We start from the raw sequence: 22,612 nt of genomic DNA on the forward strand, positions 1-22,612 counted from the left end.
CAGACGGGCAAACGGATTCCACCAGGGCACCAAGCCGGTGCGTGACGGGCAAAAAAAACCCCGGGTGCCAGGGCAGCCGGGGTGTGCGCAGACGGTGGCGTCCGCGCTCAAGCGTAGGCGGCCAGCGCCTTGCGCATTTTCTTCATGGCCGCCACTTCGATCTGGCGCACGCGCTCGGCGCTCACGCCGTATTCGGCAGCCAGCTCGTGCAGCGTCATGCCGCCGGAGCCGTCATCGTTCACCTTGAGCCAGCGCTCGCTCACGATGCGGCGCGAGCGGTCGTCGAGTTCGCTCATGGCCAAGGCCACGCCTTCGGTGGCCAGCGCGTCGCGCTCCGCCGATTCCAGCACCGCGGTGGGCTCGTGGGTGGCGTCGGCCAGGTAGGCAATGGGGCCGAAGGCGTCTTCGCCGTCATCACCCGGGCTCGGATCCAGCACCACGTCGCCACCCGAGAGCCGGGTTTCCATTTCGCGCACTTCTTCCGGCTTCACGTTGAGTTCTCTGGCCATCACGCCCACTTCATGGTCGCTCAGCACTTCGCGGTGGGTGTCGCCGTCCAGCGCATCGGAGCGGAAGCCCTGCTTGCGCGAGCGCAGGTTGAAGAACAACTTGCGCTGGGCCTTGGTCGTGGCCAGCTTGACCATGCGGCAGTTCTTCAGCACGTATTCGTGGATCTCGGCCTTGATCCAGTGCATGGCGTAGCTCACCAGACGCACGCCCTGGTCGGGGTCAAAGCGCTTCACCGCCTTCATCAAGCCGACATTGCCCTCCTGAATCAGGTCGCCGTGTGGCAAGCCGTAGCCCAGGTACTGGCGGGCGATCGACACCACCAGGCGCAGGTGCGACATGACCAGTTGGCCCGCGGCCTCCAGGTCGTTGTCGTCGCGCAGGCGGCGCGCCGCCTTCTGCTCTTCGTCCAGGGTGAGCAGCGGCAGGCGGTTGACCGCGGAAATATAGGCATCCAGATTGCCCAAGGGCGGCACCAGCGCCCATGGGTTCGCAACAGCGATCTGGCCACTGGAAACGGCGGAAACGGGGGCAAGTGAGTGGGACATGCAGAACCTCCTCAGGACTGTTCGAAGAATATTAGCACTCTCTGTGATCGAGTGCTAAGGAGGAAGTTCCACTCCCTCTGCTGCCTTAGGGCCTTGGCCATGCGCGCTTGTTGTTGGCGCACATGTGCATGGCATGGCGGAATTTTCTGGACATGACGCGAAGCCACTACAGTTCGGTTGCCCGAACCACAAGGACAGACCATGCCCCGCCCCGTTCTCGATGAAGCCGCCATCCACCCCGCCATCCAGCAGAAAGTGGCCAACCTCAACGGTGACTTGCTGCGCCAGGTCCAGACCGACGTGGCGTCCAACACCGTGATGGTGTTCGGCATGTCGGGCAACCCCTGGGTGGGCCGGGCCCGCAAGACGCTGAACGCCGCCGGTGTGGCCCATGGCTACCTGGAGATCGGCAGCTATTTCTCGCAGTGGCGCCGGCGCAATGCGCTCAAGATGTGGACCGGCTGGCCCACCTTTCCCATGGTGTTTGTGCGCGGCGTGCTGGTGGGGGGCGCGCAAGACGTGCAACGGCTCGCCGAGTCGGGTGAACTGAAACAGCTTCTGGCCGCATGAAACCTGGATCCCGCTCGACCCAGCCCGAAGTCTGGCGCTGCGACGTGGGCGCCGCGTCGGTGGCGGTGCTCGACATCCCCGGCTCGCTGGATCGGCATCGCAGCTTCGATGTGGACGCGATGCTCGTGGTGCGGGTGCCGCAGCCGCTGGACGGCGCCTGGCACGAACTTTCTGTGGAACTTGACGGCAAGCGCCAATGGTCGCGCCGCATTGCCAGCAGCAGCCCGGGCCAGACCGACGGGCTGGACTACCACTGCCGCGTGGAGCTGGCGCCCGGGCGGGCATTGCGCATCCGCGCGGTGGCGGCGGCTTCCGGCTCGGTCGTGCGCCAGCTGGCGGTGGAAGCGCGGGAAGAACTGCCGGGCGGCTGACGTCCCGCACTTGTGACGTTTGCTCACAAAAAGGGTGGCAACGTGTCTCCCGTCTGAAAGGCCTGTCGTCCGACGCAAGCTGCCACCTTTGGGGGTCGACCAAACCGGCCGAGTGGTCGTATGCTCGCGCGGTCGATAAAGACCCGATTGGAAAGTTCCTGCCGCGTCAACACGCTGCACGGAACTTGATGGCGCGCTTTCACCGTTGCGCCTTCCTGGTTCGGGAGCGGTCATGAACCCTTTCAGGCAGTTGAACATGAACTATTCGTCGCGCGCTCCGCGCCGGGGCATCCCTCTGGCGTTGTGGTCTCTTTTTCTGGTGGCCACGTCCTGGCTGAGCGGTTGCGGCGGCCCGGCCGACGCGCAAGGCGGCCCACCCCAGGCCGCGCCGGTGAGCGTGGCCCCCGCGGTGGCCCGCACCGTGTCCGACAGCGAGACCTTCAGCGGCCGACTGGAGGCGGCCGAATACGTGGAACTGCGCCCCCGCGTGGGCGGCGTGGTGGACAAGGTCCATTTCACCGATGGCGCGCTGGTCTCCAAAGGGCAGTTGCTGTTCACCATCGACCCGCGTCCGTTCCAGGCCGAGGTGGCCCGTGCCGAGTCGCAGCTGGCCGCCGCGCGCTCACGCGCAGAGCTCGCCACCACCGAGGTGGCCCGCGCGCAGAAACTGCTCGATGCCAAGGCCGTCTCGCGTCAGGAGTTCGACCAGCTCTCTTCCAGCTCGCGCACCACCGACGCCGACATCAAGGCCGCCCAGGCCGCGCTGCGGGTGGCGCAGCTCAACCTGTCCTACACCACCGTGCGCTCACCGATCGCCGGGCGCGCCTCGCGGGCCAACATCACGGCCGGCAATCTGGTCACCGAGCAGAGCGTGCTCACCTCGATCGCCGGCGTGTCGCGGGTCCACGCCTACTTCGACGGCAGCGAGCAGACTTTCCTGCGCATCCGCGCGGCCAACGAGAAGACGCCCGCCGTGCGCATGGGTCTGGCCAACGAGGACGGATTTCCCCACGTGGGAACGCTCGATTTCGTGGACAACCGCCTCAACCCGCAGACCGGTGCGATCCGCCTGCGCGCCAGCTTTGACAACGGCAAGGGCCAGTTCGTGCCCGGCCTGGCCGCGCGCCTGACCATGGCCACCAGCGCGCCCTACCCGGCGGTGATGGTGCCCGAGCGCGCCATAGGCACCGACCAGAGCAAGAAGTTCGTGGTGGTGGTGGGCGCCGATGGCCAGCCGCAGTTCCGCAATGTGCAGCTCGGTGCCTTGCAGGGCGGCATGCGCGTGGTGGGCGGGGGGCAGATCAAGGCCGGCGAGAACGTGGTGGTGGACGGCCTGCAGCGCATCATGCCCGGTGTGCCGGTGGCGCCGCAGGTGCTGCAGGTGGATGCCCAGGGCATGCCGATTCCGGCCGCACCCCCTGCGCCGGCCGGTGGTCCGCCGCCCACGTCGCAGCGCGCCGCCGACGCCCGCGCGGCCTGAGCGGAGCGCCCCATGGACATCTCGCACTTTTTCATCGACCGGCCGCGCTTTGCCGCCGTGTTGTCGATCTTCATCTTCCTCATCGGCACGCTGGCCATCTTCCAGTTGCCGCTCTCCGAGTACCCCGAGGTCGCGCCGCCACAGATCGTGGTGCGCGCGCAGTTCCCCGGCGCCAACCCGCGCGTGATCAGCGAGACCGTGGCCACGCCGCTGGAAGAGCAGATCAGCGGCATCGAGAACCTGCTGTATTTCGATTCGCAGGCCACCGCCGACGGCGCCATGACGCTCACCGTCACTTTCAAGATCGGCACCAGCCCCGAAGCCGCTGAAACCGCGGTGCAAAACCGCATCAACCGCGCGCTGCCCCGCCTGCCCGACATCGTGCGCCAGATCGGCTTGACCACCGAGAAGAGCAGCCCCAACCTGACCATGGTGGTTCACCTGGTGAGCCCGGACAACAGCCGCGATGCGCTCTATCTGCGCAACTACGGCCAGCTCAATGTGCGCGACGATCTGTTGCGCATACCGGGCATGGGCTCGGTCATCCTGTTTGGCGCGGGCGACTACGCCATGCGCGTCTGGCTCGACCCCACCAAACTCGCCGCGCGCGGCCTGACCACGGCCGAGGTGGTCAGCGCGATCCGCGAGCAGAACGCGCAGGTGGCCGCCGGCACCGTGGGCGCGCCGCCCGCACCCACCGGTACCGAGTTCCAGCTCGCCGTCAACACGCAGGGCCGCCTGACCACCGAGCAGGAATTTGCCGACATCATCATTCGCGCCGAGCCCGCCACCGGCGGCATGATCCGCATCCGCGACATCGGCCGGGTCGAGCTCTCCGCCGGCAGTTATGCGCTGCGCAGCCTGCTCAACAACAAGGAAGCGGCGGCCATCGCGGTGTTTCAGGCGCCGGGCTCGAATGCACTCGCGCTCTCCAACAGCGTGCGCGAGGCCATGGAGCGGATGAAGGCGAACTTTCCGCCCGGCATGAGCTACGACATCGTCTACGACCCCACGCGTTTCGTGCAGACCTCCATCGAAAAAGTGGTGATCACGCTGCTGGAGGCCATCGCGCTGGTGGTGCTGGTGGTCATCGTCTTTCTGCAGACCTGGCGCGCCTCGCTCATCCCGCTGCTGGCGGTGCCCGTGTCCATCGTGGGCACCTTCGCCTTCCTGTTGCTGCTCGGATATTCCATCAACACGCTCACGCTGTTTGGCCTGGTGCTGGCCATCGGCATCGTGGTGGACGACGCCATCGTGGTGGTGGAAAACGTGGAGCGCAACATCGAGGAGGGCCTGTCGCCGCGCGACGCCACCATCCAGGCCATGCGAGAGGTCTCGGGCCCCATCATTGCGATCGCGCTGGTGCTCTGCGCGGTGTTCGTGCCGCTGGCCTTCGTGCCCGGGCTCACCGGCCAGTTCTACAAGCAGTTCGCCGTCACCATTGCCATCAGCACGGTGATCTCGGCCTTCAACTCGCTCACGCTCAGCCCGGCGCTCTCGGCGCTGCTGCTGCACCCGCACGACCAGTCGCCCGACCGGCTCACGCGCGCCATGGACAAGGTGTTCGGCCCCTTCTTCCGCTGGTTCGACCGCGTGTTCCACCGCGGCAGCGAAGGCTATGGCCGCCGCGTGGGCTACATCGTGCGGCACAAGACGGCCTCGCTCGCGGTCTACGCCATCCTGCTGGCCGCGACGGCGCTGCTGTTCACGCGCATCCCTGCCGGCTTCGTGCCCGCGCCCGACAAGCAGTACCTGATCGGCATCGCGCAATTGCCCGCGGGCTCGTCCATCGACCGCACCGACAAGGTGATCCGCGAGATGAGCGACATTGCCTTGAAGGTGCCCGGCATCATCGACTCGGTGGCCTTCCCCGGTCTTTCCATCGCCGGCTTCTCGGCCGCGCCCAACGAAGGCATCGTCTTCTTCGGCCTGGCGCCGTTCGAAGAGCGCACGACACCCGAGCTCAGCAAAGGCGCGATCCTGGGGCAGATCAACGGTGCGATCCAGCAGATTCAGGGGGCGCGCATGTTCGTGGTGCCGCCGCCCGCGGTGGACGGCCTGGGCAACGCCGGCGGCTTCAAGCTGCAGGTGCAGGACCGGGGTGGCCTCGGTGAGCAGGCGCTGTATGGCGCGGTGTGGGGCACGCTGGGGCAGGTGTACGGCAACCCCCAATCGAGCATCGGCACGCCGTTTTCCGGCTACGACATCAACGTGCCGCAGCTCTACGCCAACGTGGACCGCACGCGCGCCAAGCAGATGGGCATCAACCTCGCCGACATCTACGACACCATGCAGGTCAACCTGGGCTCGCTCTACGTGAACGACTTCACCCAGTTCGGCAAGACCTACCAGGTGGTGGTGCAGGCCGACGCGCCGTTCCGCAACAACGCCGAAGCCATCACCAACCTCAAGACGCGCAACGGTGCCGGCGAGATGGTGCCCCTGGGCGCGCTCATGACGGTGGAGCCCACCTTTGGCCCCACGCGCGTGACGCGCTACAACGGCTTTCCCTCGGCCGACATCAACGGCGCGCCCAACCCGGGCTTCTCTTCGAGCCAGGCCGAAGGCGAGATCGAGGCGCTGCTCAAGAAGACCCTGCCGCGCGGCATGAGCTACGAGTGGACCGAACTGAGCTACCAGGACCGCCTCACACGCGACATCACCTTGCCCGGCACGCAGACCCATGTGCCCATCCTCGCGGCGGTGCTGGGCATTTCGGTGCTGCTGGTGATTCTGGTGCTGGCCGCGCAGTACGAGAGCTGGAGCCTGCCGATGGTGATCGTGCTGATCGTGCCCATGGGCATCCTCTCGGCGCTGTTCGGCGTGTGGCTCTCCAGCTTCCCGCCGTTCTCGCAGCCGGGGGACCTCAACATCTTCACGCAGGTGGCGCTGGTGGTGCTGGTCGGCCTGGCCTGTAAAAACGCCATCCTGATCGTGGAGTTCGCCAAGGACCTCGAAGAGCGCGGCGAAGAGCTGTTTGCCGCCATCGTGCACGCCTGCCGCATGCGGCTGCGCCCGATCCTGATGACCTCGATCGCCTTCTGCGCCGGCGTGATCCCGTTGATTCTGGGCAGCGGCGCGGGCAGCGAAATGCGCCGCGCCATGGGCATTGCCGTGTTCTCCGGCATGTTGGGCGTCACCTTGTTCGGCATCTTCCTCACCCCGGTGTTCTATGCGTTGCTGCGCAGCCGCCACCAGGCCCGCCGAAGCGCCACCGCACCCCACGTGGCCGTGCAGGGAGCCAGCCATGAATAGACGCTTCGTGCCTTCCGCGCTGTTCGCCGCCGTGCTCTCAGGTTGCAGCGCCGTGGGCCCCGACCACCAGCGGCCCACCCCAGCGCTGGACGCCGGCTTCATCGCCGCCGGTGCCACCGCTGTCAACGCACAAGCGCCCGCGGCCGACATCGCCACCTTCTGGCGCGGCTTCAACGACGCGCGCCTGAGCGCCTTGATCGAACGCGCCCTGCAGGCCAACGGCGACGTGCGCATTGCACAGGCCCGCCTGCAAGAGGCGCGCGCCAACCAGGGCGAGGCCGACGCGGCCGGCCTGCCGGGCGTGGGCATCGATGCCAGCGCCGAGCGCTCCATCCGCCCCATCACGCAACAGCCCGGCACCACCCGCAGCGCGCGCACCGGCACCGCGTATGACGCCAGCTTTGTCGCCAACTGGGAGATCGACCTCTTTGGCGGCGTGCGCCGGGGCCGCGAGGCCGCAGCTGCCCTCGTGAGTGCCAGCGAGGCCGGCCTGAACGCCGCCCACACCGCCGTGGCGGCCGAGGTGGCGCGCAACTACCTGGAACTGCGCGGTCTGCAGGAGCGCCTGCGCGTGACCGAGGCCAGCCTGGTCAACCAGCGCGACGCGCTGGGCATCACCAACGCCCGCGTGGACAACGGCCGCGGCACCCAGCTCGACCTGGCGCGCGCCCGTGGCCTGGTGGCCAGCACCGAAGCCGCGCTGCCGGCGTTGCAGACAGCCATCGAGCGCAGCGTGTTCCGCCTGGCCACGCTCACCGCGCAGGCACCCCGCGCCCTGCTGGCCGAGCTGAGCGCACCCGCGCCGCTGCCCGGCCTGCCCGTGACCGACCTGGCCACACTGCCCGTGGGCACGCCCGAGCAGTGGCTGCAACGCCGCCCCGACCTGATGGCCGCCGAACGCGAACTGGCCGCCGCCACCGCCAACATCGGCGTGGCCACCGCCGCGCTGTACCCGCGTCTGTCGCTCTCGGGCCTGCTGGGCCTGAACGCCGCGCGCATCGGCGACTTGAACGACAGCCAGTCGGTCCGCTACGCACTGGGTGCTGGCATCAGCTGGACCCCGTTCGACTTCGGCGCCATCCGCTCGCGCATTCGAGCCACCGAAGCGCGCGCCCGGCAAAGCCTGGCCAGCTTCGAGCAGACCGTGGCCGTGGCGCTGGAAGAAACCGAAGGCGCCTTCAGCAGCTACAGCCGCAGCGCGCAACGCGCTGCAAGCCTGGACGAGGCCGCCCGCAACGCCGAAGAAGCCGCCGGACTGGCCCGGCTTCGCTATGACGCCGGCGTGACCGACTTCCTGGCCGTGCTCGACGCCGAACGCGAAGTGCTCAACACCCGCGACCAGCTCGTGCAGGCCCGGGTGGGCACCGCCACCGCGCTGGTGACGGTGTACCGGGCCCTGGGCGGCGGATGGACGCCGCCTGTTGCGACGGCCACCACGGTAGGCCAGAGCCGGTAGCGGCTGGCGCGGCGCGGGGAGTACCCTTTGGGCAACCCATCTGTCTTCAAGGTACCCACCATGGAAAAGTCATTCCACCGCTTCTCGGATCTGTTCGCCCAACTCGGCCTGCCGTCCGACCCCGAATCCATCGAAGCGTTTCTGCTCGATCACGCACCCCTGCCCGACGATGTGCGCCTGGCCGATGCGCCATTCTGGTCTGCCTCGCAAAGCGCGTTGCTGCGCGAAGAGATCCTGGAGGATGCGGATTGGGCGGAGGTGGTGGATCAGTTGAATGCGGCGCTGCGGGGGCCGGTGGCTTGATCGACGACGATCTGGCAAGTTGAATTTTTACCCGGGTGTTATTGACTTGGTAATTTAACCCGGATAAAATTCTCGGCATGAACCAAGTCATGCCACTCACCTACACCGCTTTCCTGGAGGGACGTCGCCTCACCACGGGTCCTTTGCACGAGGTTGCCGTGGTCGTGTGGCGGGCGCAGCAGGCGCAACCCGAGGGGCATCCGCTGGTCTTCAACAATGCGAGTGGCCAGTCTGCCGACCTGGACCTGCGCGGCGGCGAGGAAGCCGTCGCGGCGCGCTACACCGTGGCCGCGCCGACCCAAGCGCCCAAGGGCCGCGGTCGCCCCAAGCTCGGCGTGGTCGCGCGGGAAGTGACGCTGCTGCCGGAGCACTGGGACTGGCTCGCGGCGCAACCCGGCGGCGCCTCCGTGGCCTTGCGCAAGCTCGTGCACGAAGCGCGGCGCAACGGCGGCGACCGGGTCCGGACGCGCCAGGCGCGCGACCGCGCGTATCACGCCATGTCCACGCTGGCCGGCAACCTCGCCGGCTTCGAGGAAGCATCGCGGGCGCTGTTTGCCGGCGACCACGAGCGGCTGGTGGCGCAGATGGCCGCATGGCCGCAAGACGTGCGGGCGTACGTGCTGCAGCTCGCCGAACCTGCACCCGACTAAGCCGGACCTCTTTCTCTTTTTTTGCAACCAGCGCGCGGCTGCGGGCCGCAGCGCTGCGGGCACACGCACGCCCGCGATACACAGGAGCCCTCATGAACGAGCCAGAAACGACAACCCCTGCCGGACCGGCGCCGACGCTGCGCACGCACTACCTTGCACTGCTGACACCCTTGATCCTGACGCACGCGCTGCAAAGCGCGGGCGGACTGCTCGATGGCTTCTGGCTCGGGCGCCTGCTGGGCGTGCGCGGCATCGCGACGGCCGCGTCGTTCTTTCCCGTGTTCTTCATGCTGCTGTCGCTGATCATTGGCCTGGGCGCTGGCGCGACCATCCTAGCGGGACAGGCATGGGGCGCGCGTGATGCGGCGCAGGTGCGGCGCGTGGGTGCGACGGCCTTCGTGGCTGCGCTTGGCGTCGGGCTTGCGGTCGCGGTTGCCGGTGCGTGGTCTGCGCCGTGGTTGATGCAAGCTCTCGGCACGCCGCCGGACATCTTGCCGGCCGCGATCCACTATGCGCGCGCCATGTTGCTGGTGATGCCCTTCGTGTTCGTCACGTGGGCGGGCCTGTCCCTGAGCCGCGGCACCGGCGACGCGCACTCGCCGATGTGGTCCTTGCTGGCCGCAACGCTGGTGGGCGCGGTGTGCACGCCGCTGCTCGTTGCGGGCACGCCTTTGGGCGCGGCTGGCGTGGCAGTCTCGGCGCTCGTCGCGCAGCTGGCTGCGCTAACCGTGTTGATCCGGCGCTGGCGTCGGGACGGGCATCCACTCGCCCCCGGCGCGGGGTGGTCGGACTGGAAGCCGAGTGGGGCCATCGCCAAACGCATGCTGCACATCGGCCTGCCGGCCGCGTTGCAGATGCTGGCGATGGCGCTTGCGGAGATCGTGCTGTTGGGCCTGGTGAACCGTCACGGGTCGACCGCGACCGCCGCCTATGGCGCAGCGACGCAGGTCCTGAGCTGGGTGCAGTTCCCCGCGATGAGCCTGGGCATTGCCGCAGCGATCTTCAGCGCGCACGCAGTTGGCGCGGGACGGCGCGAAAGGTTGCCGGCGATCGTGGGTACTGGGCTGTGCTTGAACGCCGTGGTCACCGCGCTGTTCGCGGTGGCTGCGCACCTGCTCGCGCCGTTCGCGCTGCGCGTGTTCCTGGAACCCGGGCCCGTGCTGGAGCAGTCGGTCAGCATCGTGCGCACCGTCGCCTGGAGCGTGGTGCTGCTCGGATGGAGCAACGTGCTGGTGGGTGCGATGCGCGCAAGCGGCGCGGCGCTCGTGCCGGCGCTCCTGAGCATGGCTGCCATCGTTGGCATCGAATTGCCGGTTGCCGTGGCACTGGAAGCGCGCTTCGGCTTGGCGGGCGTGTTCTGGGCCTGTCCTGTCGCCTTCCTGGCCATGCTGGTGCTGCACGGCCTCTACTACCGTCACAAGGAGAAAAAAGATGGACTCTTCCGCCAACCGGGCGTCGCGCTTGGCGCGGCGGGTGGCCGCGCGCCAGGCGCGTGACGCCTTCCCGCCCATGGGCATTTATGCCATCCGCGACCGCGCGAGCGGTCACCTGCTGCTCGGTGCGAGCCGCAGCGTGCACGCGGCGCTGAATCGCGCTCGCTTTGAACTGCGCATGGGCAAGCACGCGGACCGCGTACTGCAGGCCGAGTGGAATCGAAGCGGTGTGGACGGACTCGCCTTCGACGTGCTGGAACTCGTGAAGGAACGCGAGGATGCGGACTTCGACTATGCGGGCGAACTGAAAGCACTGGAGCAGATCTACCGCGAATTGCAAGGGCTGGCGCCATGAGCGAAGAAGTCTTGCAAGCCTGCGTGGACCGGCACCTGGAGCACGCGGCCTTGGTGCTCGTGCTCGACGACGAACTCGGCACCCGTCACGGCCTGTCGTGGGCCGACTTCGTGCTCCCCGCAAGGCCGACGGCTGCTGCACGAGGCGCGGGACACAGCCGCGAACGCCTGTGTAGCCTGATTTCGCTTCGGCGCCCACGTATCGTGAAGCGAGCCCGATCTGGGACCTGCGGACGTACGTGCCAACGACCACAGCAGTCCCCATCGGATCAAGGCGATGGATCGCAGCTGGCCGGAACCCGACCCGCAGTCTTCAGTTGCGATCTCGCTGGCTTCGATCCCGCATTGGTGAACTCCAACTTTGTCTGAACTGAAAAATATGCATGATGAAGAGCCGCTTCGGAGCGGCTCTTCATCCAGTCAAACTTAGAACCGCATGCCGTAGGCCAGCGCAACGCCCTGCGCCTTCACGCCGTCGTCCTTGTAGTAGCTCATCCAGTTGGCCTGCAGGTACGAGGTCTTGGTCAGGTTCAGGTTCACGCCCACGCCGTAGGCTGCGCCCGTGTCGGTATCGCTGAGGCTCACGCCGCCAGCGGACACCGAGAGTTTGGTGCGCAGGTAGCCCAGGCGGGCAAACAGTTCAACACCCTCGCTCACCTTGAAGCCTGGCTTGATGAAGAAGCCGTAGGTGTTGTTGATCTTGGCGTTGACGCCCGAGGGAGCGCCGTTGAATTCGATCTCGTCCTTGGTCAGGCCCAGGCCCAGGAAACCTTCGACGGCGAGGTTGGGGTGCAGCTGGTAGCCGAACACGCCGGTCAATGCGCCGGGGCCGGCTTTCAGGGTGTCCGTGCCATCGGTGACGTCCAGGCCAATGGCGGCGTAGCCGATTTCAGCGTACATCTTGGTGGGGGCCTGGACCTGGGCTTGAGCGCCTGCGGCAGCGATGGAGATGACGGCTGCGGCGAGGGCTTTGTGGGTGAGGTTCATTGTAGAAATGTGTAAAAAACAGAAGGTAAAAGTTAGGGAGAGCGGCCAGCGTAACAACGAAAAGACCTTACGTTTCAATAAGTTGTGGGTGAACAACGCATCTTCTGAAAACATCCCCCAAATGTGTGTTGCATCAAAAGGCGGTTTCAGTGACTCGGGGCTCACCCGGGCCAGTTGTTCGCTGGTTCGATAGCGCACAGACCCCGGGACCGGATCCTTTCAGGATGTGTGTCTGCCCGCTGGAATCCAACCCATGAAAAAGACCGTCAAGTCCAAGGAACCCCAACCGCTGGAGGGGACGCCCTTGCGGCTGCCGCACGAGCGCGACGAACACACGGACATGACCGACAACAAGCCAGACCCGGTCATCCTGCAGGCCTACATGGACCTGAAGCAAGGCCAGGTCGACACCGACATGCGGGCCACACCGGGGCAGGACGCGGAGCAACGTGCCAAGCACGTGCCGGGCGCGGGCGGTCAACCGCCGCGCCAGGACGCCAAGAGCGTTCGCCGCAAATAGCGGGCGCTTGCAGAGGCCCGCCACGCATCGGTGGCAGAATCCGCGCTCCCCATGAGCCGGCGCTTCCGTTCGTGCCTCGGGGGTCCCTTCCCACCCGCTTCCCCATGACTCCTCCGCTCCACGGCACGCTCGGCATTGATTTCGGCACTTCCAACTCGGCCATGGCGTGGGCCGATGTGCGGGGCACGGCGCGCTTGATTCCGCTGGAAGGGGCGTCGGTCTCCATGCCCACGGCGGTTTTCTACAACTCGGAAGACAGCAGCACGCATTTCGGCCGCGACGCGGTGGCGCAGTACCTCGCCGGCACCGAGGGCCGGCTGATGCGCTCGCTCAAGAGCCTGCTGGGCAGCCCGCTGCTGCTGGAGACCACGGTGGTCAACCACCAGCAGATCAGTTTCCAGGAGATCGTGGCCACCTTTCTGGCCGCGCTGCGCGAGCGCGCGGCGCAGTCGCTGGGCGTGGCGCCCACCAAGGTGGTCATGGGCCGGCCGGTGCATTTTGTCGACGATGACCTGGAGCGCGATGCGCTGGCGCAAGAATCCCTGCTGCAGGCCGCGCAGGCCGTGGGTTTCAGGCAGGTGTCGTTTCAGCTGGAGCCGATTGCCGCCGCGCTGGACTACGAGCGGCGGCTGGAGCGCGAGAGCGTGGTGCTGGTGGTGGACCTGGGGGGCGGCACGTCCGATTTCACCGTGGTGCGGCTGGGCCCGCAGCGCATGAAACTGACGGACCGCGCGGGCGACGTGCTGGCCACCACCGGTGTGCACATCGGCGGAACCGACTTCGACCACAAGCTCAGCCTGGAGCAGGTGATGCCCCTGCTGGGCTACAAGCACCTGGGGCCGCAGCAGCGCGAGGTGCCCAGCCGCGTGTTCTTCGACCTCTCCACCTGGCACCTGATCCAGTGGCTGTACCAGCCGCGCGCCTTGAGCCAGGCACAGCAGCTGCGGGTGAACTACACCAACGTGGCGCTGCACGAGCGCCTGATGAAGGTGCTCAAGCACCGCGACGGCCACCGCATCGCGCACGAGGTGGAGCAGGCCAAGATCCGCTGCTCGGAGCAGGACGGCGCCACGCGGGTGGATTTGTCCGAGGTGGAGCGCGGGCTGGGCGCGGCCATGGACGCCGACGCGATGCGCGATCACCTGGGCAGCCTGCTCGCGCGCACCGTGGCCTGCGCGCGCGACTGCGTGCAACGCGCCGGCCTCACCGACAGCACGTTGGACGCCATCTACCTCACCGGCGGTTCCTCGGCCCTGCGGCCGTTCCAGCGTGCGCTGCAGGCCGAGTTTCCCGGCGTGGCCATGGTCGAGGGTGATCTGTTTGGCGGCGTGGCCTCGGGCCTGGCGTACAGCCGGTGAACTTGCCGCCCAACCCACACTCCAACCCGCCGGATCGTTGACGCAGGAGATCGAACCATGCGCATTGTTTTATCGTGTCTGGCCGCCGTGTCGGTGCTGACGGCCTGCAGTGGCTACGCGCCGCCGAACCAGGTGACCGGTGTGACCCGAGACGAGATTCTGGCCCGCATGGGGCCGCCGGAGACGCAGCGCCAGGTGGAAGGTGGCACCCGGCTCGAGTTTCCTCGCGGCCCGTATGGCCGCCACACCTGGTTTGTGTACCTCGACGCCAACGGGCGCGCCACCCGCGTCGAGCAGGTGCTGACCGAGACCAATTTCAATCGGATCCTTCCCGGCATGCGCCAGGACGAGGCCCGTCAGATCGTGGGTCGTGCTGGCGAGGTGCAGGGGCTGGCCCGGTCCCGAGGCGTGGTGTGGAGCTACCGCTACGACAATCCGTTTTGCCGCTGGTTTCAGATCGAAATTGCAGAAGACCAGACCGTGCGCTCGGCCGGCTTCGGCGAGCCACCGGAGTGCCAGCGAAAAGTCGACAACTACACGCCCTGACCGGGCCTTGCCTCAGAGCGCGCCGAAGCGGTAGACCGTGGTGCCACGGTAGGGCCGTCCCGGCGCCACCAGGTTTTGTGGCAGCGTGGGGCAGTTGGGTGCGTTGGGAAACCACTGCGGCTCCAGGCACACGGCCGAGCGCGGGCGATGCCGCACACCCCGTTTGCCCACATCGGGCTTCTCGGCCGCACCCAGCTGGCCGGCGGTGTAGACCTGCAGCAAGGGTTCGGTGGTCCACACGTCGAGCGTGCGGCCGCTGACCGGGCTGTGCAGCTGGGCGCACAGCCGGGCTTCGGTGGTGGACTCGGCAGCCAGCACATGGCTCAGGTCGATGTCGGGCAGGGTGCCCAGCCTCTGCGCGGCTCGCAGGTCTTGCGGGTGATCGTCCAACGACACCGTCATGCCGGTGGCGATGCCGTCGGTGCCGGTGGCCAGCACCTCGCTGGAGGTCACCTGCAGCACGTGGTCGTCGATGGTCGTGTGCGCCACCCCATCGAGGTTGAAATAGATGTGGCTGGTGAAGCTGGCCGGGCCGGGATCGTCCAGCGCGGTGGCCAGGTGTTCGATCACCAGCGCGTTGTCGTCGGTCAGGCGGTAGGTGAGCTGCAGGTCCAGCGTGCCGGGAAAGTCGTCTTCCGTGGTCAGAAAACGGTGGCGCAGTTCCAGCGTCTGCGCGTCCACCTGTCGCGCGTCAAACGCGCGGTGCCGCGCGCCGCGCGGCCCGCCGTGGATGCAGTGGGCTCCCGCATTGGGTGTGAGGCGGTGCTCAAGGCCGGCGAGCGTGAAACGTGCGCCGCCAATGCGCCCGGCGTAACGCCCCACGAACGCACCCATGGAGGGGGAGCCGGTGAGCACGGCATCGAGGCTGTCGTAGCCCAGCGCCACGTCGTCCAGCACCCCGTGCCGATCCGGCACCACGATCTGCAGCACCTTGGCGCCGAGGTTGGTGATGGCCACCACCATGCCGCGCGTGTTGCGCAGCAGAAAGAGCGCGGTGGGCCGCCCGTCCACGCTGCCCGTGAAACGGGCCGGGTCGAGCAGGTGCGGGAACGGCGAGGGGACAGGCGAGGGGATGGGTGCTGGGCTCATCGGCCCTATTGTGGGCCGAGCGCGCGGATGAGCTGGTCGAGCTGTTCCATCTCGGCCGGCTTCAGGTCGGTCAACGGGGCGCGCACCGGGCCGGCGCCGTGGCCCACCAGCTGGGCACCCGCTTTCACGATGCTCACCGCGTAGCCCTGGCCCTTGTTGCGGATGTCCAGGTAGGGCATGAAGAAGGACTTGAGCAAGCGGTGCTGCGTGGCGTGGTCGTCGGTGCGCACGGCTTCATAGAAGTCCATCGCGGTCTTCGGGATGAAGTTGAACACCGCCGACGAATACACCGGTGTGCCCAACGCCTTGTAGGCCGCCGCATACACCTCGGCCGTGGGCAGGCCGCCCAGGTACGAGAAGCGCTCGCCCATCTTCAGGTAGATTGACATCATGAGTTCGATGTCGCCCACGCCGTCCTTGAAGCCGATGAGGTTGGGGCAACGATCGGCCAGGATCGCGAGCGACTCGGGCGTGAGCTTGCAGACGTTGCGGTTGTAGACGATCACGCCGAACTTCACGCTCTTGCAGACCTGCTCCACGTGCGCGATCAGGCCTTCCTGGCCGGCCTCGGTGAGGTAGTGCGGCAGCAGCAGCACGCCGTGCGCGCCCAGGCGCTCGGCCTCCTGCGCATGCGCGATGGCGGTGCGGGTGGGGCCACCCGCGCCGGCGATGATGGGCACCTTGCCGCGGCAGGTGTCCACCGCGGTCTTGACCACGGCGCCGTACTCGGGGCCACTGAGCGAGAAGTACTCGCCCGTGCCACCGGCCGCGAACAGCGCGCTGGCACCGTAGGGCGCCAGCCACTCCAGCCGCGCGGCATAGCCCTGGGCGTTGAATTCGCCTTGTGCGTCGAAGTCGGTGACCGGGAACGACAGCAGTCCGCTGCTGACGATGGATTTGAGATCCTGGGGATTCACGTAAACGTCCTCTTCTTGAAAATCTTGTTGAACAGTCAGTCGAGCTTGATGTTGGCCTCGGCCACCACCTCACCCCAGCGCTTGCGCTCGCGCTCGAACAGGGCGTCCTGCTCGGCGGGCTGCATGGTCACCACCTCGGCACCCTGGCCGGTCAGGCGCGCGCGCACGTCGGGGCTGCGGATGATCTTGATCAGCTCGGTGTTCAGGCGCGCGATGATGGCCGGCGGTGTGCCGTTGGCCACCAGCACGCCCTGCCAGGTGCCGGATTCAAAACCGGTCACGCCCTGTTCGGCCAGCGTGGGCACGCTGCCCACCAGTGGCATGCGTGTCTTCTTGGAAATGCCCAGCACCTTGAGGCGCCCGCTCTGCACGTGCGGCAGCGTGGCCAGCATGCCGTTCATGATCACGTGGGTCTGACCGGCCACGGTGTCGGTCACGGCCTGCGAACCACCCTTGTAGGGCACGTAGATCCACTTGGCGCCGGTGGCGCGCTGCACGGCCACGCCGGCCACGTGCGGTGCGCTGCCCACGGCCGTCACGGCGAAGTTCAGGTCGGAGGTCTTGGAGAGTTCGACCAGCTCCTTGAGGTTGTTCGCCTTGACCGAGGGGTGCACCGCCAGCATGTGCGGCGAGTAGGCCAGCATGGTCACGCCGCGCAGGTCTCTGCTGGGGTTGAACGCCAGCTTGGTGTAGACCGAGGGGCTGATGGCCAGCGCGCCCACGTCGCACAGCAGCATGGTGTGGCCGTCGGGTGCGGACTTGGCCACCAGGTCGGCGCCGATGTTGCCGTTGGCGCCGGCGCGGTTCTCCACCACCACCGGCTGGCCCAGGCTCTCCGAGAGCAGCTGGCTGATGGCGCGCGCGATGATGTCGGACGAGCCGCCCGGTGGGTAGGGCACGATGAGGCGCACCGGCTTGTTGGGGAAGCTTTGCGCCTGCGCGGGGAAACCCACGGTGGCGATGGTGGCGGACGCCGCGATGACTTGCCTGCGGTTCAATGACATGGGGAGCTCCTTGAGGTGTAGCGGGAAAAGTGGTCGGCGGCACTCAGAAGCGCGGTTGCCGACCGGTGAACGAGGGCTCGTACTTGCGCATCTGCGCCAGGTCGTTGCGGTTGCGGATGTCGGTGGCGAGGTAGTTCTCGTGCAGGCGGGCCAGGGCCTCGCGGTCGATGCTCACGCCCAGGCCGGGCGTCGTGGTCACGCGCAGGCTGCCGTCTTCAAAACGCAGCCGCCCACCCGTGACCACTTCCTCGTCCTGCCAGGGGTAGTGCGTGTCGCAGGCATAGGAGAGGTGCGGCACCGAGGCGGCCAGGTGCGTCATGGCCATGAGGCTGATGCCGAGGTGCGAGTTCGAGTGCATCGACAGGCCCAGGCCGAAGGTTTCGCACATCAGCGAAAGCCGCTGCGTGGCGCGCAGGCCACCCCAGTAGTGGTGGTCGGACAGCACGATCTTCACCGGGCAACCCATCTCCACGTTGCGGCGGAATTCCTGGAGGTCGGTGACCACCATGTTGGTGGCCAGCGGCACGTCGCAGGCTTTCGCCACGGCTTGCATGCCGTCCAGGCCGGGTGCGGGGTCTTCGCAGTACTCCAGCACACCGCGCAGTTGCTCCACCACCTTCAGGCTGGTGGCCACGCTCCAGTTGCCGTTGGGGTCGATGCGCAGCGGTGCACCCGGAAAGGCTTTGGCCAGGGCCAGCAGGCCGGCGGTTTCCTGGTCGGGTGGCAGCGCGCCGGCCTTGAGCTTGATGCTCTTGAAGCCGTGCTGGCCGATCATGCGGCGCGCCTGCGCCACCAGTTGCTCGGGCGTGAGCGCCTCGCCCCAGGGGTCGGGTGCGCAGGGCTTCTCGATGTGTTCGGCGTACTTGTAGAACAGGTAGGCGCTGAAGGGCACGCTCTCGCGCGCAGCGCCGCCCAACAGGTCCACGACCGGCGCGTTGGCGAGCTGGCCCTGCAGATCCATCATCGCCACGTCAAAGGCGCTGGTCACCTTGGCCACGGTTTTGGAGACGTGGGTGCCCGGCGCCAGCGAAACCTGGGTGCCGAGGAACTCCGACGCGGTGTGCCGGGGCGTGACCAGCGCGGCGACACGCACTTCCATGTCGTTGAGCGCCCAGGGCGAGAGACCCGCGAGCGCTGGCGCGGCCTTGGCCATCGCTTCGAGCATGGGCAGGTCGCCGTAGCTCTCGTTGATGCCGACCAGGCCCGAGTCGGTCTCGATCTCGATGATCGAGCGCAGTGCCCAGGGCTCGTGGATGCCGGCGGCGTTGAGCAGCGGTGGATCGCGGAACGCGATCGGCGTGACACGGACGTGTCGGATGGCGTGGGAAGTCATCGAAGGGGTGGGCAAGAGAACGAGCGGGTCAGTGGCTGAGCACGGTCTGCGGCAGCCACAGCGAGATGGCGGGCAGGTAGGTCACGGCCATGAGCACGGCGAACAGCGCCACATAGAACGGCAACAAGGCCTTGACGACGGTTTCCATCGGCAGCTTGGCGATCGCGCTGCCGACGAACAGCACGCCGCCCACCGGTGGTGTGATCAGGCCCATGCCGAGGTTGACCATCATGATCATGCCGAAGTGCACCGGGTCGACGCCGATGGACGTGACCACGGGCAGCAGGATGGGTGTGAGGATCAGGATCAGCGGCGCCATGTCCATCAGCGTGCCCAGGGCCAGCAGCATGATGTTGATCATCATGAGGATCACGTAGCGGTTGTCCGACAGCGTGGTGAACGCGGTGGTGATCTGCAGCGGGATCTGCATCAGGGTCATGATGTAGCCGAAGCTCGCGGCGAAGGCGATCAGGATCATCACGATCGCCAAGGTCTTCACGGTGCGGTGCACCAGCTTGGGCAGTTCGCGCCATTGGTAGTCGCGGTAGACGAACATGGTCACGCCGAAGGCCCACAGCACCGCGATCGAGGCGGATTCGGTGGCGGTGAACACGCCGGTGAGGATGCCGCCGAGGATGATCACCATGGTCATCAGGCCCCAGAGCGCATCGGCGCAGATCTTCAGCGCCTGGCGCAGCGGAATCACATCGCCCTTGGGGTAGTTCTTGCGTCTGGCGATCACCAGGCACATTGTGGCCAGGGTCAGGCCCAGCAGCAGGCCGGGCAACACGCCGGCGAGGAAGAGGGCGGCAATCGACACCGAGCCACCGGCCGCGAGCGAATAGATCACGGCGTTGTGGCTGGGCGGGATCAGGATGGCCTGCACCGAGCCGCTGACGGTGAGCGCCGTGGCGAATTCGCGCGGGTAGCCCTTGCGCTCCATTTCGGGGATCAGGACCGCGCCGACCGAGGCCGTGTCGGCCATGGACGAGCCGGAGATCGCGCCGAAGAAGGTGGAGGCCAGGATGTTGACCAGCGACAGGCCGCCGCGGATGAAGCCGACCAGCACGTTGGCGAAGGCCACCAGCCGGCGCGCCATGCCGCCCTCGGCCATGATGGCGCCGGCCAGCACGAAGAAGGGAATGGCCAGCAGCGAGAACTTGTTGACGCCGCTGCTGATGGCGATCATCACCGCGTCCAGCGGAATGTCGATCCACCAGGCGCCGATGAGGGCGGCGATGCCGAGGGCGTAGGCCACGGGTGTGCCGATGAGCATCAGCACGAAGAAGCTGCCGAGCAGGATGAGCGCGTCCATCAGGCGGCCTTTTCTTCGGAATCGGGGAGAAGGTCGAACTGGACCACGTTGCGCTGGCTCTGGTCACCCAGGAACAGGAACTCCAGCACGAACAGCAGCGTGACGAAGCCGCCGAGCGGCACCGGCACATAGGTCAGGCCCACGGGCAGCCAGGGCAGCTCGGGGATGGACTGGCCCCAGGTGCCCATGCACAGCTTGGTGCCGTAGAACACCATGAAGGCGCTGACACCCACCATGAGCAGGTTGACGACGAAGGCCATCACGCCGCGCGCGCCGGCGGGCATGCGCTCGGTCAGCATGGCCACGGCGATGTGGGCGCCGGCGCGGTAGGCCGCCGCCGCGCCGAGGAAGGTGAAGATCACCATGAGCAGGATCGAGATCGGCTCGGGCCACTGCGAACCCGTTCCGAGCACGTAGCGCGTGAAGATGCCCCAGGGGATGAAGAGCGACATCAGGAAGATGCACGTCCCGGCCACCCAGATGCAGGCCAGGTAGACGGCGTCAAGCGCGCGGTGGATCGAATCTGCCATGGTGGTTCGTTTCATTGCTTGGTGAGGGCGAGGCACAGTGCGCCGGAAGAGGTGACGCCACCCAGAGCGCCCGTGGATCCGGCTCCGCCGGTCCACAGGGCGCGTCCCCCCACCGGGGGGAAGCCGCGAAGCGGCGCAGGGGGGCGTCTACTTGACGGAGGCGATGCGCTGCATCAGGTCGGTGAAACGGGCGCCGTACTTGGCACGCACCGGGGCGGTGGCATCGAAGAAGGGCTTGTTGTCGAGCTCGATGAACTCCACGCCGGCCGCCTTGAGCTTGGCCGAGTACTCAGTCACGCTCTTGTCCCACAGCGCGCGCTGCTCCAGCTGCGCTTCGCGCGCCAGCTTCTTCACCAGCGCCTGGTCGGCCGGGGTCAGCTTGTCCCAGGTCACCTTGGACATCACCAGGATCTCGGGAATGATCAGGTGGTTGGTCTGGCTGTAGTACTTGGCGCCGGTGGTGTAGTGGTTGCTGGTGAACATGCTGGGCGGGTTGTTTTCCGCACCGTCGATCACGCCGGTCTGCAGCGAGGTGAAGACCTCGCCATAGGCCATGGAGATGCCGTTGCCGCCCATGGCGTTCATGGTGTCCACGAACACCGGGTTGCCCATCATGCGGATCTTCTGGCCCTTGAGGTCGGCCGGGCTGCGCACCGGCTTCTTGGTGTAGAGGCTGCGCGAGCCGCCGTCCATCCAGCCCAGTCCGACCAGGCGTGCGGGGCTGGCCGTGACCTTGGCCAGCAGTTCGTCGCCGACCTCGCCATCGATCACCTTGCGCATGTGGGCGATGTCGCGGAACACGAAGGGCATGTTGAACACGTCCACCTCGGGAACGACGGGGCCGATCACGCCCAGCGAGATGCGGGCGAGCTGGATCGCGCCGAGCTGGGTCTGCTCCACGGCTTCCTTCTCCTGGCCGAGCACGGCGCCGGGGAACATCTGCACCTTGATGCGGCCGTTGGTGGCGGCGTCGAGCTTCTTGCCCATGCTCTCGACGGCGGCCACGGTGGGGTAGCCGGCGGGGTGGGTGTCGTGGGCCTTGAGCACCATGTTCTGGGCATGGACGCTCAAGGGCAGCAGGCTGGCCATGGCCAGGGCCAGGCTCAGGATCGATCGGCGTTGGGTCTTCATGTTGTCTCCGTTGGGTTGGTGAGGCGAGGTGAAAAATGGCCGCGAGCGTCAGACGACACAGCGCGGCTCGTCCAGGCCCCTCACGCCTGGACGCAGTGCAAAGACGCCACCGGCCAGCGGCTGGTCGGACAGATCGCCACCCGGCCGGATGGAGGTGACGAACAAGGTGTCGAATCCGCTGCCGCCGAAGGCGCACATGGCCGGCTTTTTCACCGGCACGGCCAGCGATCGGTCGAGCCGACCCTCGGGCGTGAAGCGGTGCACCAGGCCGGCGTCGTTGCCGCAGATCCAGTAGCCGCCGTCTTCGTCCACCGCCGCGCCGTCGGGCCGGCCGGGCAGGGGCTTCATGTCGACGAACACGCGCTGCTGGCTCGGCGTGCCGCTGTCCGTGTCGTAGTCGAAGGCCCAGACGGTCTGCACGTCGGGGTGCGAGTCCGAGAGGTACATCGTCTTCCCGTCGGGGCTGAAGGCCATGCCGTTGGGGGTGATGAGCCCGCCCTGCAGCGCGCGCAGCTGGCCGCCTTCCAGCGCGTACAGGCTGCCTGCCGCGGCGGCGAGCGACATGTCCATCACCATGGTGCCGGCGCGCAGGCGGCCCTGACGGTCGCAGCGGCCGTCGTTGAAACGCATGCCGCCTTGCGGATGCTGCACGCTGGCCAGCGCTTCGTGCGTGAGGCTGCCATCGGCATGGGGTGTCAGCACGGCCACGCCGGTTTCCATCGCCGCGACCCAGCGGCCGTGGGGCGTGGCCTCGCTGCCGGCGGCGAGCGCGACGCAACCCGTCATCTCGGGCGTGGGCCACTGGCGCGACTGGCCGGTGGCGGCGTTCCAGCACCACAGCGCGCGAGCCGGGATGTCGACCCAGAACAGGCACTGGCGCTGCGCGTCCCAGACGGGGCTCTCGCCCACGCCGTTGCGCGCATCGATCAGCAGTTCGGCGGTGGAGCTCATGGCG

Annotated in this window: 22 protein-coding genes; 12 read left to right on the plus strand and 10 right to left on the minus strand. The window is 67.4% G+C overall.

Going from position 1 to position 22,612, the window contains the following annotated elements; all coding sequences use genetic code 11:
- Window positions 1-107: 107 nt before the first annotated feature.
- Window positions 108-1,055, minus strand: coding sequence for an RNA polymerase sigma factor RpoH (gene rpoH, locus V6M63_RS19785; RefSeq protein WP_056269508.1), 948 nt, complete (start codon window positions 1,053-1,055; stop codon window positions 108-110).
- Window positions 1,056-1,256: 201 nt separating this feature from the next.
- Between rpoH and V6M63_RS19790 the strand changes: the two genes are divergently transcribed.
- The 9 genes from V6M63_RS19790 (at window position 1,257) to V6M63_RS19830 (ending at window position 10,928) form a co-directional block, all read left to right on the plus strand.
- The gene (locus tag V6M63_RS19790; RefSeq protein ID WP_332744665.1) at window positions 1,257-1,625 is read left to right on the plus strand and encodes a glutaredoxin domain-containing protein; all 369 of its coding nucleotides are present in this window, start codon (window positions 1,257-1,259) and stop codon (window positions 1,623-1,625) included.
- Window positions 1,622-1,996: a hypothetical protein gene (locus V6M63_RS19795; RefSeq protein ID WP_332744667.1), complete on the plus strand. Its 375-nt coding sequence runs from the start codon at window positions 1,622-1,624 to the stop codon at window positions 1,994-1,996. The genes V6M63_RS19790 and V6M63_RS19795 overlap by 4 nt, the downstream gene beginning before the upstream one ends.
- A 232-nt stretch (window positions 1,997-2,228) precedes the next feature.
- The gene (locus V6M63_RS19800; protein WP_332744669.1) at window positions 2,229-3,476 is read left to right on the plus strand and encodes an efflux RND transporter periplasmic adaptor subunit; all 1,248 of its coding nucleotides are present in this window, start codon (window positions 2,229-2,231) and stop codon (window positions 3,474-3,476) included.
- Window positions 3,477-3,488: 12 nt separating this feature from the next.
- Window positions 3,489-6,731, plus strand: a complete 3,243-nt coding sequence (locus V6M63_RS19805; protein ID WP_332744671.1) for an efflux RND transporter permease subunit — start codon at window positions 3,489-3,491, stop codon at window positions 6,729-6,731.
- Window positions 6,724-8,187: an efflux transporter outer membrane subunit gene (locus tag V6M63_RS19810; RefSeq protein WP_332744673.1), complete on the plus strand. Its 1,464-nt coding sequence runs from the start codon at window positions 6,724-6,726 to the stop codon at window positions 8,185-8,187. The genes V6M63_RS19805 and V6M63_RS19810 overlap by 8 nt, the downstream gene beginning before the upstream one ends.
- A 60-nt stretch (window positions 8,188-8,247) precedes the next feature.
- Window positions 8,248-8,490, plus strand: coding sequence for a DUF2789 domain-containing protein (locus tag V6M63_RS19815; RefSeq protein ID WP_332744675.1), 243 nt, complete (start codon window positions 8,248-8,250; stop codon window positions 8,488-8,490).
- Window positions 8,491-8,567: 77 nt separating this feature from the next.
- Window positions 8,568-9,140: a DUF2239 family protein gene (locus V6M63_RS19820; RefSeq protein ID WP_332744676.1), complete on the plus strand. Its 573-nt coding sequence runs from the start codon at window positions 8,568-8,570 to the stop codon at window positions 9,138-9,140.
- Between the two features lie 92 nt (window positions 9,141-9,232).
- Entirely contained in the window at window positions 9,233-10,636 is a 1,404-nt protein-coding gene (locus V6M63_RS19825) for an MATE family efflux transporter (protein ID WP_332744678.1), read from the plus strand.
- Entirely contained in the window at window positions 10,572-10,928 is a 357-nt protein-coding gene (locus V6M63_RS19830) for a GIY-YIG nuclease family protein (RefSeq protein ID WP_332744680.1), read from the plus strand. Before V6M63_RS19825 ends, V6M63_RS19830 begins: the two co-directional genes overlap by 65 nt.
- Before the next feature lie 425 nt (window positions 10,929-11,353).
- Here V6M63_RS19830 and V6M63_RS19835 read toward each other — a convergent pair whose 3' ends face one another.
- Entirely contained in the window at window positions 11,354-11,914 is a 561-nt protein-coding gene (locus tag V6M63_RS19835; protein WP_332744682.1) for an outer membrane beta-barrel protein, read from the minus strand.
- A gap of 253 nt (window positions 11,915-12,167) precedes the next feature.
- Here V6M63_RS19835 and V6M63_RS19840 point away from each other — a divergent pair, with 253 nt between their 5' ends.
- The 3 genes from V6M63_RS19840 to V6M63_RS19850 all read left to right on the plus strand — a co-directional run bounded on the left by V6M63_RS19840 (window position 12,168) and on the right by V6M63_RS19850 (window position 14,338).
- The gene (locus V6M63_RS19840) at window positions 12,168-12,434 is read left to right on the plus strand and encodes a hypothetical protein (RefSeq protein ID WP_332744684.1); all 267 of its coding nucleotides are present in this window, start codon (window positions 12,168-12,170) and stop codon (window positions 12,432-12,434) included.
- Between the two features lie 104 nt (window positions 12,435-12,538).
- On the plus strand, window positions 12,539-13,792 hold the full coding sequence (locus tag V6M63_RS19845; RefSeq protein ID WP_332744685.1) for an Hsp70 family protein: 1,254 nt from the start codon (window positions 12,539-12,541) through the stop codon (window positions 13,790-13,792).
- 57 nt (window positions 13,793-13,849) lie between these two features.
- Complete coding sequence (locus V6M63_RS19850; RefSeq protein ID WP_332744687.1) at window positions 13,850-14,338, plus strand: hypothetical protein; 489 nt, start codon at window positions 13,850-13,852, stop codon at window positions 14,336-14,338.
- A 12-nt stretch (window positions 14,339-14,350) separates the two neighbouring features.
- Here the strand turns inward: V6M63_RS19850 and V6M63_RS19855 are convergent, their stop codons facing one another.
- From V6M63_RS19855 to V6M63_RS19890, 8 genes are all read right to left on the minus strand, one after another.
- Window positions 14,351-15,427: an aldose epimerase family protein gene (locus V6M63_RS19855; RefSeq protein ID WP_332744689.1), complete on the minus strand. Its 1,077-nt coding sequence runs from the start codon at window positions 15,425-15,427 to the stop codon at window positions 14,351-14,353.
- Window positions 15,428-15,432: 5 nt separating this feature from the next.
- Window positions 15,433-16,344, minus strand: coding sequence for a 5-dehydro-4-deoxyglucarate dehydratase (gene kdgD, locus V6M63_RS19860; protein ID WP_332744691.1), 912 nt, complete (start codon window positions 16,342-16,344; stop codon window positions 15,433-15,435).
- Window positions 16,345-16,379: 35 nt separating this feature from the next.
- Window positions 16,380-17,348: a Bug family tripartite tricarboxylate transporter substrate binding protein gene (locus V6M63_RS19865; RefSeq protein ID WP_332744693.1), complete on the minus strand. Its 969-nt coding sequence runs from the start codon at window positions 17,346-17,348 to the stop codon at window positions 16,380-16,382.
- A gap of 43 nt (window positions 17,349-17,391) precedes the next feature.
- The gene (locus V6M63_RS19870) at window positions 17,392-18,681 is read right to left on the minus strand and encodes a glucarate dehydratase family protein (RefSeq protein ID WP_332744695.1); all 1,290 of its coding nucleotides are present in this window, start codon (window positions 18,679-18,681) and stop codon (window positions 17,392-17,394) included.
- 28 nt (window positions 18,682-18,709) lie between these two features.
- Window positions 18,710-19,996, minus strand: a complete 1,287-nt coding sequence (locus V6M63_RS19875; RefSeq protein WP_332744697.1) for a TRAP transporter large permease — start codon at window positions 19,994-19,996, stop codon at window positions 18,710-18,712.
- Window positions 19,996-20,541 carry a TRAP transporter small permease gene (locus tag V6M63_RS19880; protein ID WP_332744699.1) on the minus strand — a complete coding sequence of 182 codons (546 nt, stop codon included), beginning with the start codon at window positions 20,539-20,541 and terminating at the stop codon, window positions 19,996-19,998. The genes V6M63_RS19875 and V6M63_RS19880 overlap by 1 nt, the downstream gene beginning before the upstream one ends.
- A 132-nt stretch (window positions 20,542-20,673) precedes the next feature.
- Window positions 20,674-21,657, minus strand: coding sequence for a TRAP transporter substrate-binding protein (locus V6M63_RS19885; protein ID WP_332744701.1), 984 nt, complete (start codon window positions 21,655-21,657; stop codon window positions 20,674-20,676).
- 48 nt (window positions 21,658-21,705) lie between these two features.
- The gene (locus tag V6M63_RS19890; RefSeq protein ID WP_332744703.1) at window positions 21,706-22,608 is read right to left on the minus strand and encodes an SMP-30/gluconolactonase/LRE family protein; all 903 of its coding nucleotides are present in this window, start codon (window positions 22,606-22,608) and stop codon (window positions 21,706-21,708) included.
- Window positions 22,609-22,612 lie beyond the last annotated feature (4 nt).

Source organism: Hydrogenophaga sp. (genome assembly GCF_036675665.1).
Lineage (GTDB): Bacteria > Pseudomonadota > Gammaproteobacteria > Burkholderiales > Burkholderiaceae_C > Hydrogenophaga.

What these genes read in the sequence shown, in the direction of transcription:
- rpoH (WP_056269508.1), bottom strand. Translation starts at nt 1,055, where the DNA reads ATGTCCCACTCACTTGCCCCCGTTTCCGCCGTTTCCAGTGGCCAGATC.
- V6M63_RS19790 (WP_332744665.1), top strand. Translation starts at nt 1,257, where the DNA reads ATGCCCCGCCCCGTTCTCGATGAAGCCGCCATCCACCCCGCCATCCAG.
- V6M63_RS19795 (WP_332744667.1), top strand. Translation starts at nt 1,622, where the DNA reads ATGAAACCTGGATCCCGCTCGACCCAGCCCGAAGTCTGGCGCTGCGAC.
- V6M63_RS19800 (WP_332744669.1), top strand. Translation starts at nt 2,229, where the DNA reads ATGAACCCTTTCAGGCAGTTGAACATGAACTATTCGTCGCGCGCTCCG.
- V6M63_RS19805 (WP_332744671.1), top strand. Translation starts at nt 3,489, where the DNA reads ATGGACATCTCGCACTTTTTCATCGACCGGCCGCGCTTTGCCGCCGTG.
- V6M63_RS19810 (WP_332744673.1), top strand. Translation starts at nt 6,724, where the DNA reads ATGAATAGACGCTTCGTGCCTTCCGCGCTGTTCGCCGCCGTGCTCTCA.
- V6M63_RS19815 (WP_332744675.1), top strand. Translation starts at nt 8,248, where the DNA reads ATGGAAAAGTCATTCCACCGCTTCTCGGATCTGTTCGCCCAACTCGGC.
- V6M63_RS19820 (WP_332744676.1), top strand. Translation starts at nt 8,568, where the DNA reads ATGAACCAAGTCATGCCACTCACCTACACCGCTTTCCTGGAGGGACGT.
- V6M63_RS19825 (WP_332744678.1), top strand. Translation starts at nt 9,233, where the DNA reads ATGAACGAGCCAGAAACGACAACCCCTGCCGGACCGGCGCCGACGCTG.
- V6M63_RS19830 (WP_332744680.1), top strand. Translation starts at nt 10,572, where the DNA reads ATGGACTCTTCCGCCAACCGGGCGTCGCGCTTGGCGCGGCGGGTGGCC.
- V6M63_RS19835 (WP_332744682.1), bottom strand. Translation starts at nt 11,914, where the DNA reads ATGAACCTCACCCACAAAGCCCTCGCCGCAGCCGTCATCTCCATCGCT.
- V6M63_RS19840 (WP_332744684.1), top strand. Translation starts at nt 12,168, where the DNA reads ATGAAAAAGACCGTCAAGTCCAAGGAACCCCAACCGCTGGAGGGGACG.
- V6M63_RS19845 (WP_332744685.1), top strand. Translation starts at nt 12,539, where the DNA reads ATGACTCCTCCGCTCCACGGCACGCTCGGCATTGATTTCGGCACTTCC.
- V6M63_RS19850 (WP_332744687.1), top strand. Translation starts at nt 13,850, where the DNA reads ATGCGCATTGTTTTATCGTGTCTGGCCGCCGTGTCGGTGCTGACGGCC.
- V6M63_RS19855 (WP_332744689.1), bottom strand. Translation starts at nt 15,427, where the DNA reads ATGAGCCCAGCACCCATCCCCTCGCCTGTCCCCTCGCCGTTCCCGCAC.
- V6M63_RS19865 (WP_332744693.1), bottom strand. Translation starts at nt 17,348, where the DNA reads ATGTCATTGAACCGCAGGCAAGTCATCGCGGCGTCCGCCACCATCGCC.
- V6M63_RS19870 (WP_332744695.1), bottom strand. Translation starts at nt 18,681, where the DNA reads ATGACTTCCCACGCCATCCGACACGTCCGTGTCACGCCGATCGCGTTC.
- V6M63_RS19875 (WP_332744697.1), bottom strand. Translation starts at nt 19,996, where the DNA reads ATGGACGCGCTCATCCTGCTCGGCAGCTTCTTCGTGCTGATGCTCATC.
- V6M63_RS19880 (WP_332744699.1), bottom strand. Translation starts at nt 20,541, where the DNA reads ATGAAACGAACCACCATGGCAGATTCGATCCACCGCGCGCTTGACGCC.
- V6M63_RS19885 (WP_332744701.1), bottom strand. Translation starts at nt 21,657, where the DNA reads ATGAAGACCCAACGCCGATCGATCCTGAGCCTGGCCCTGGCCATGGCC.
- V6M63_RS19890 (WP_332744703.1), bottom strand. Translation starts at nt 22,608, where the DNA reads ATGAGCTCCACCGCCGAACTGCTGATCGATGCGCGCAACGGCGTGGGC.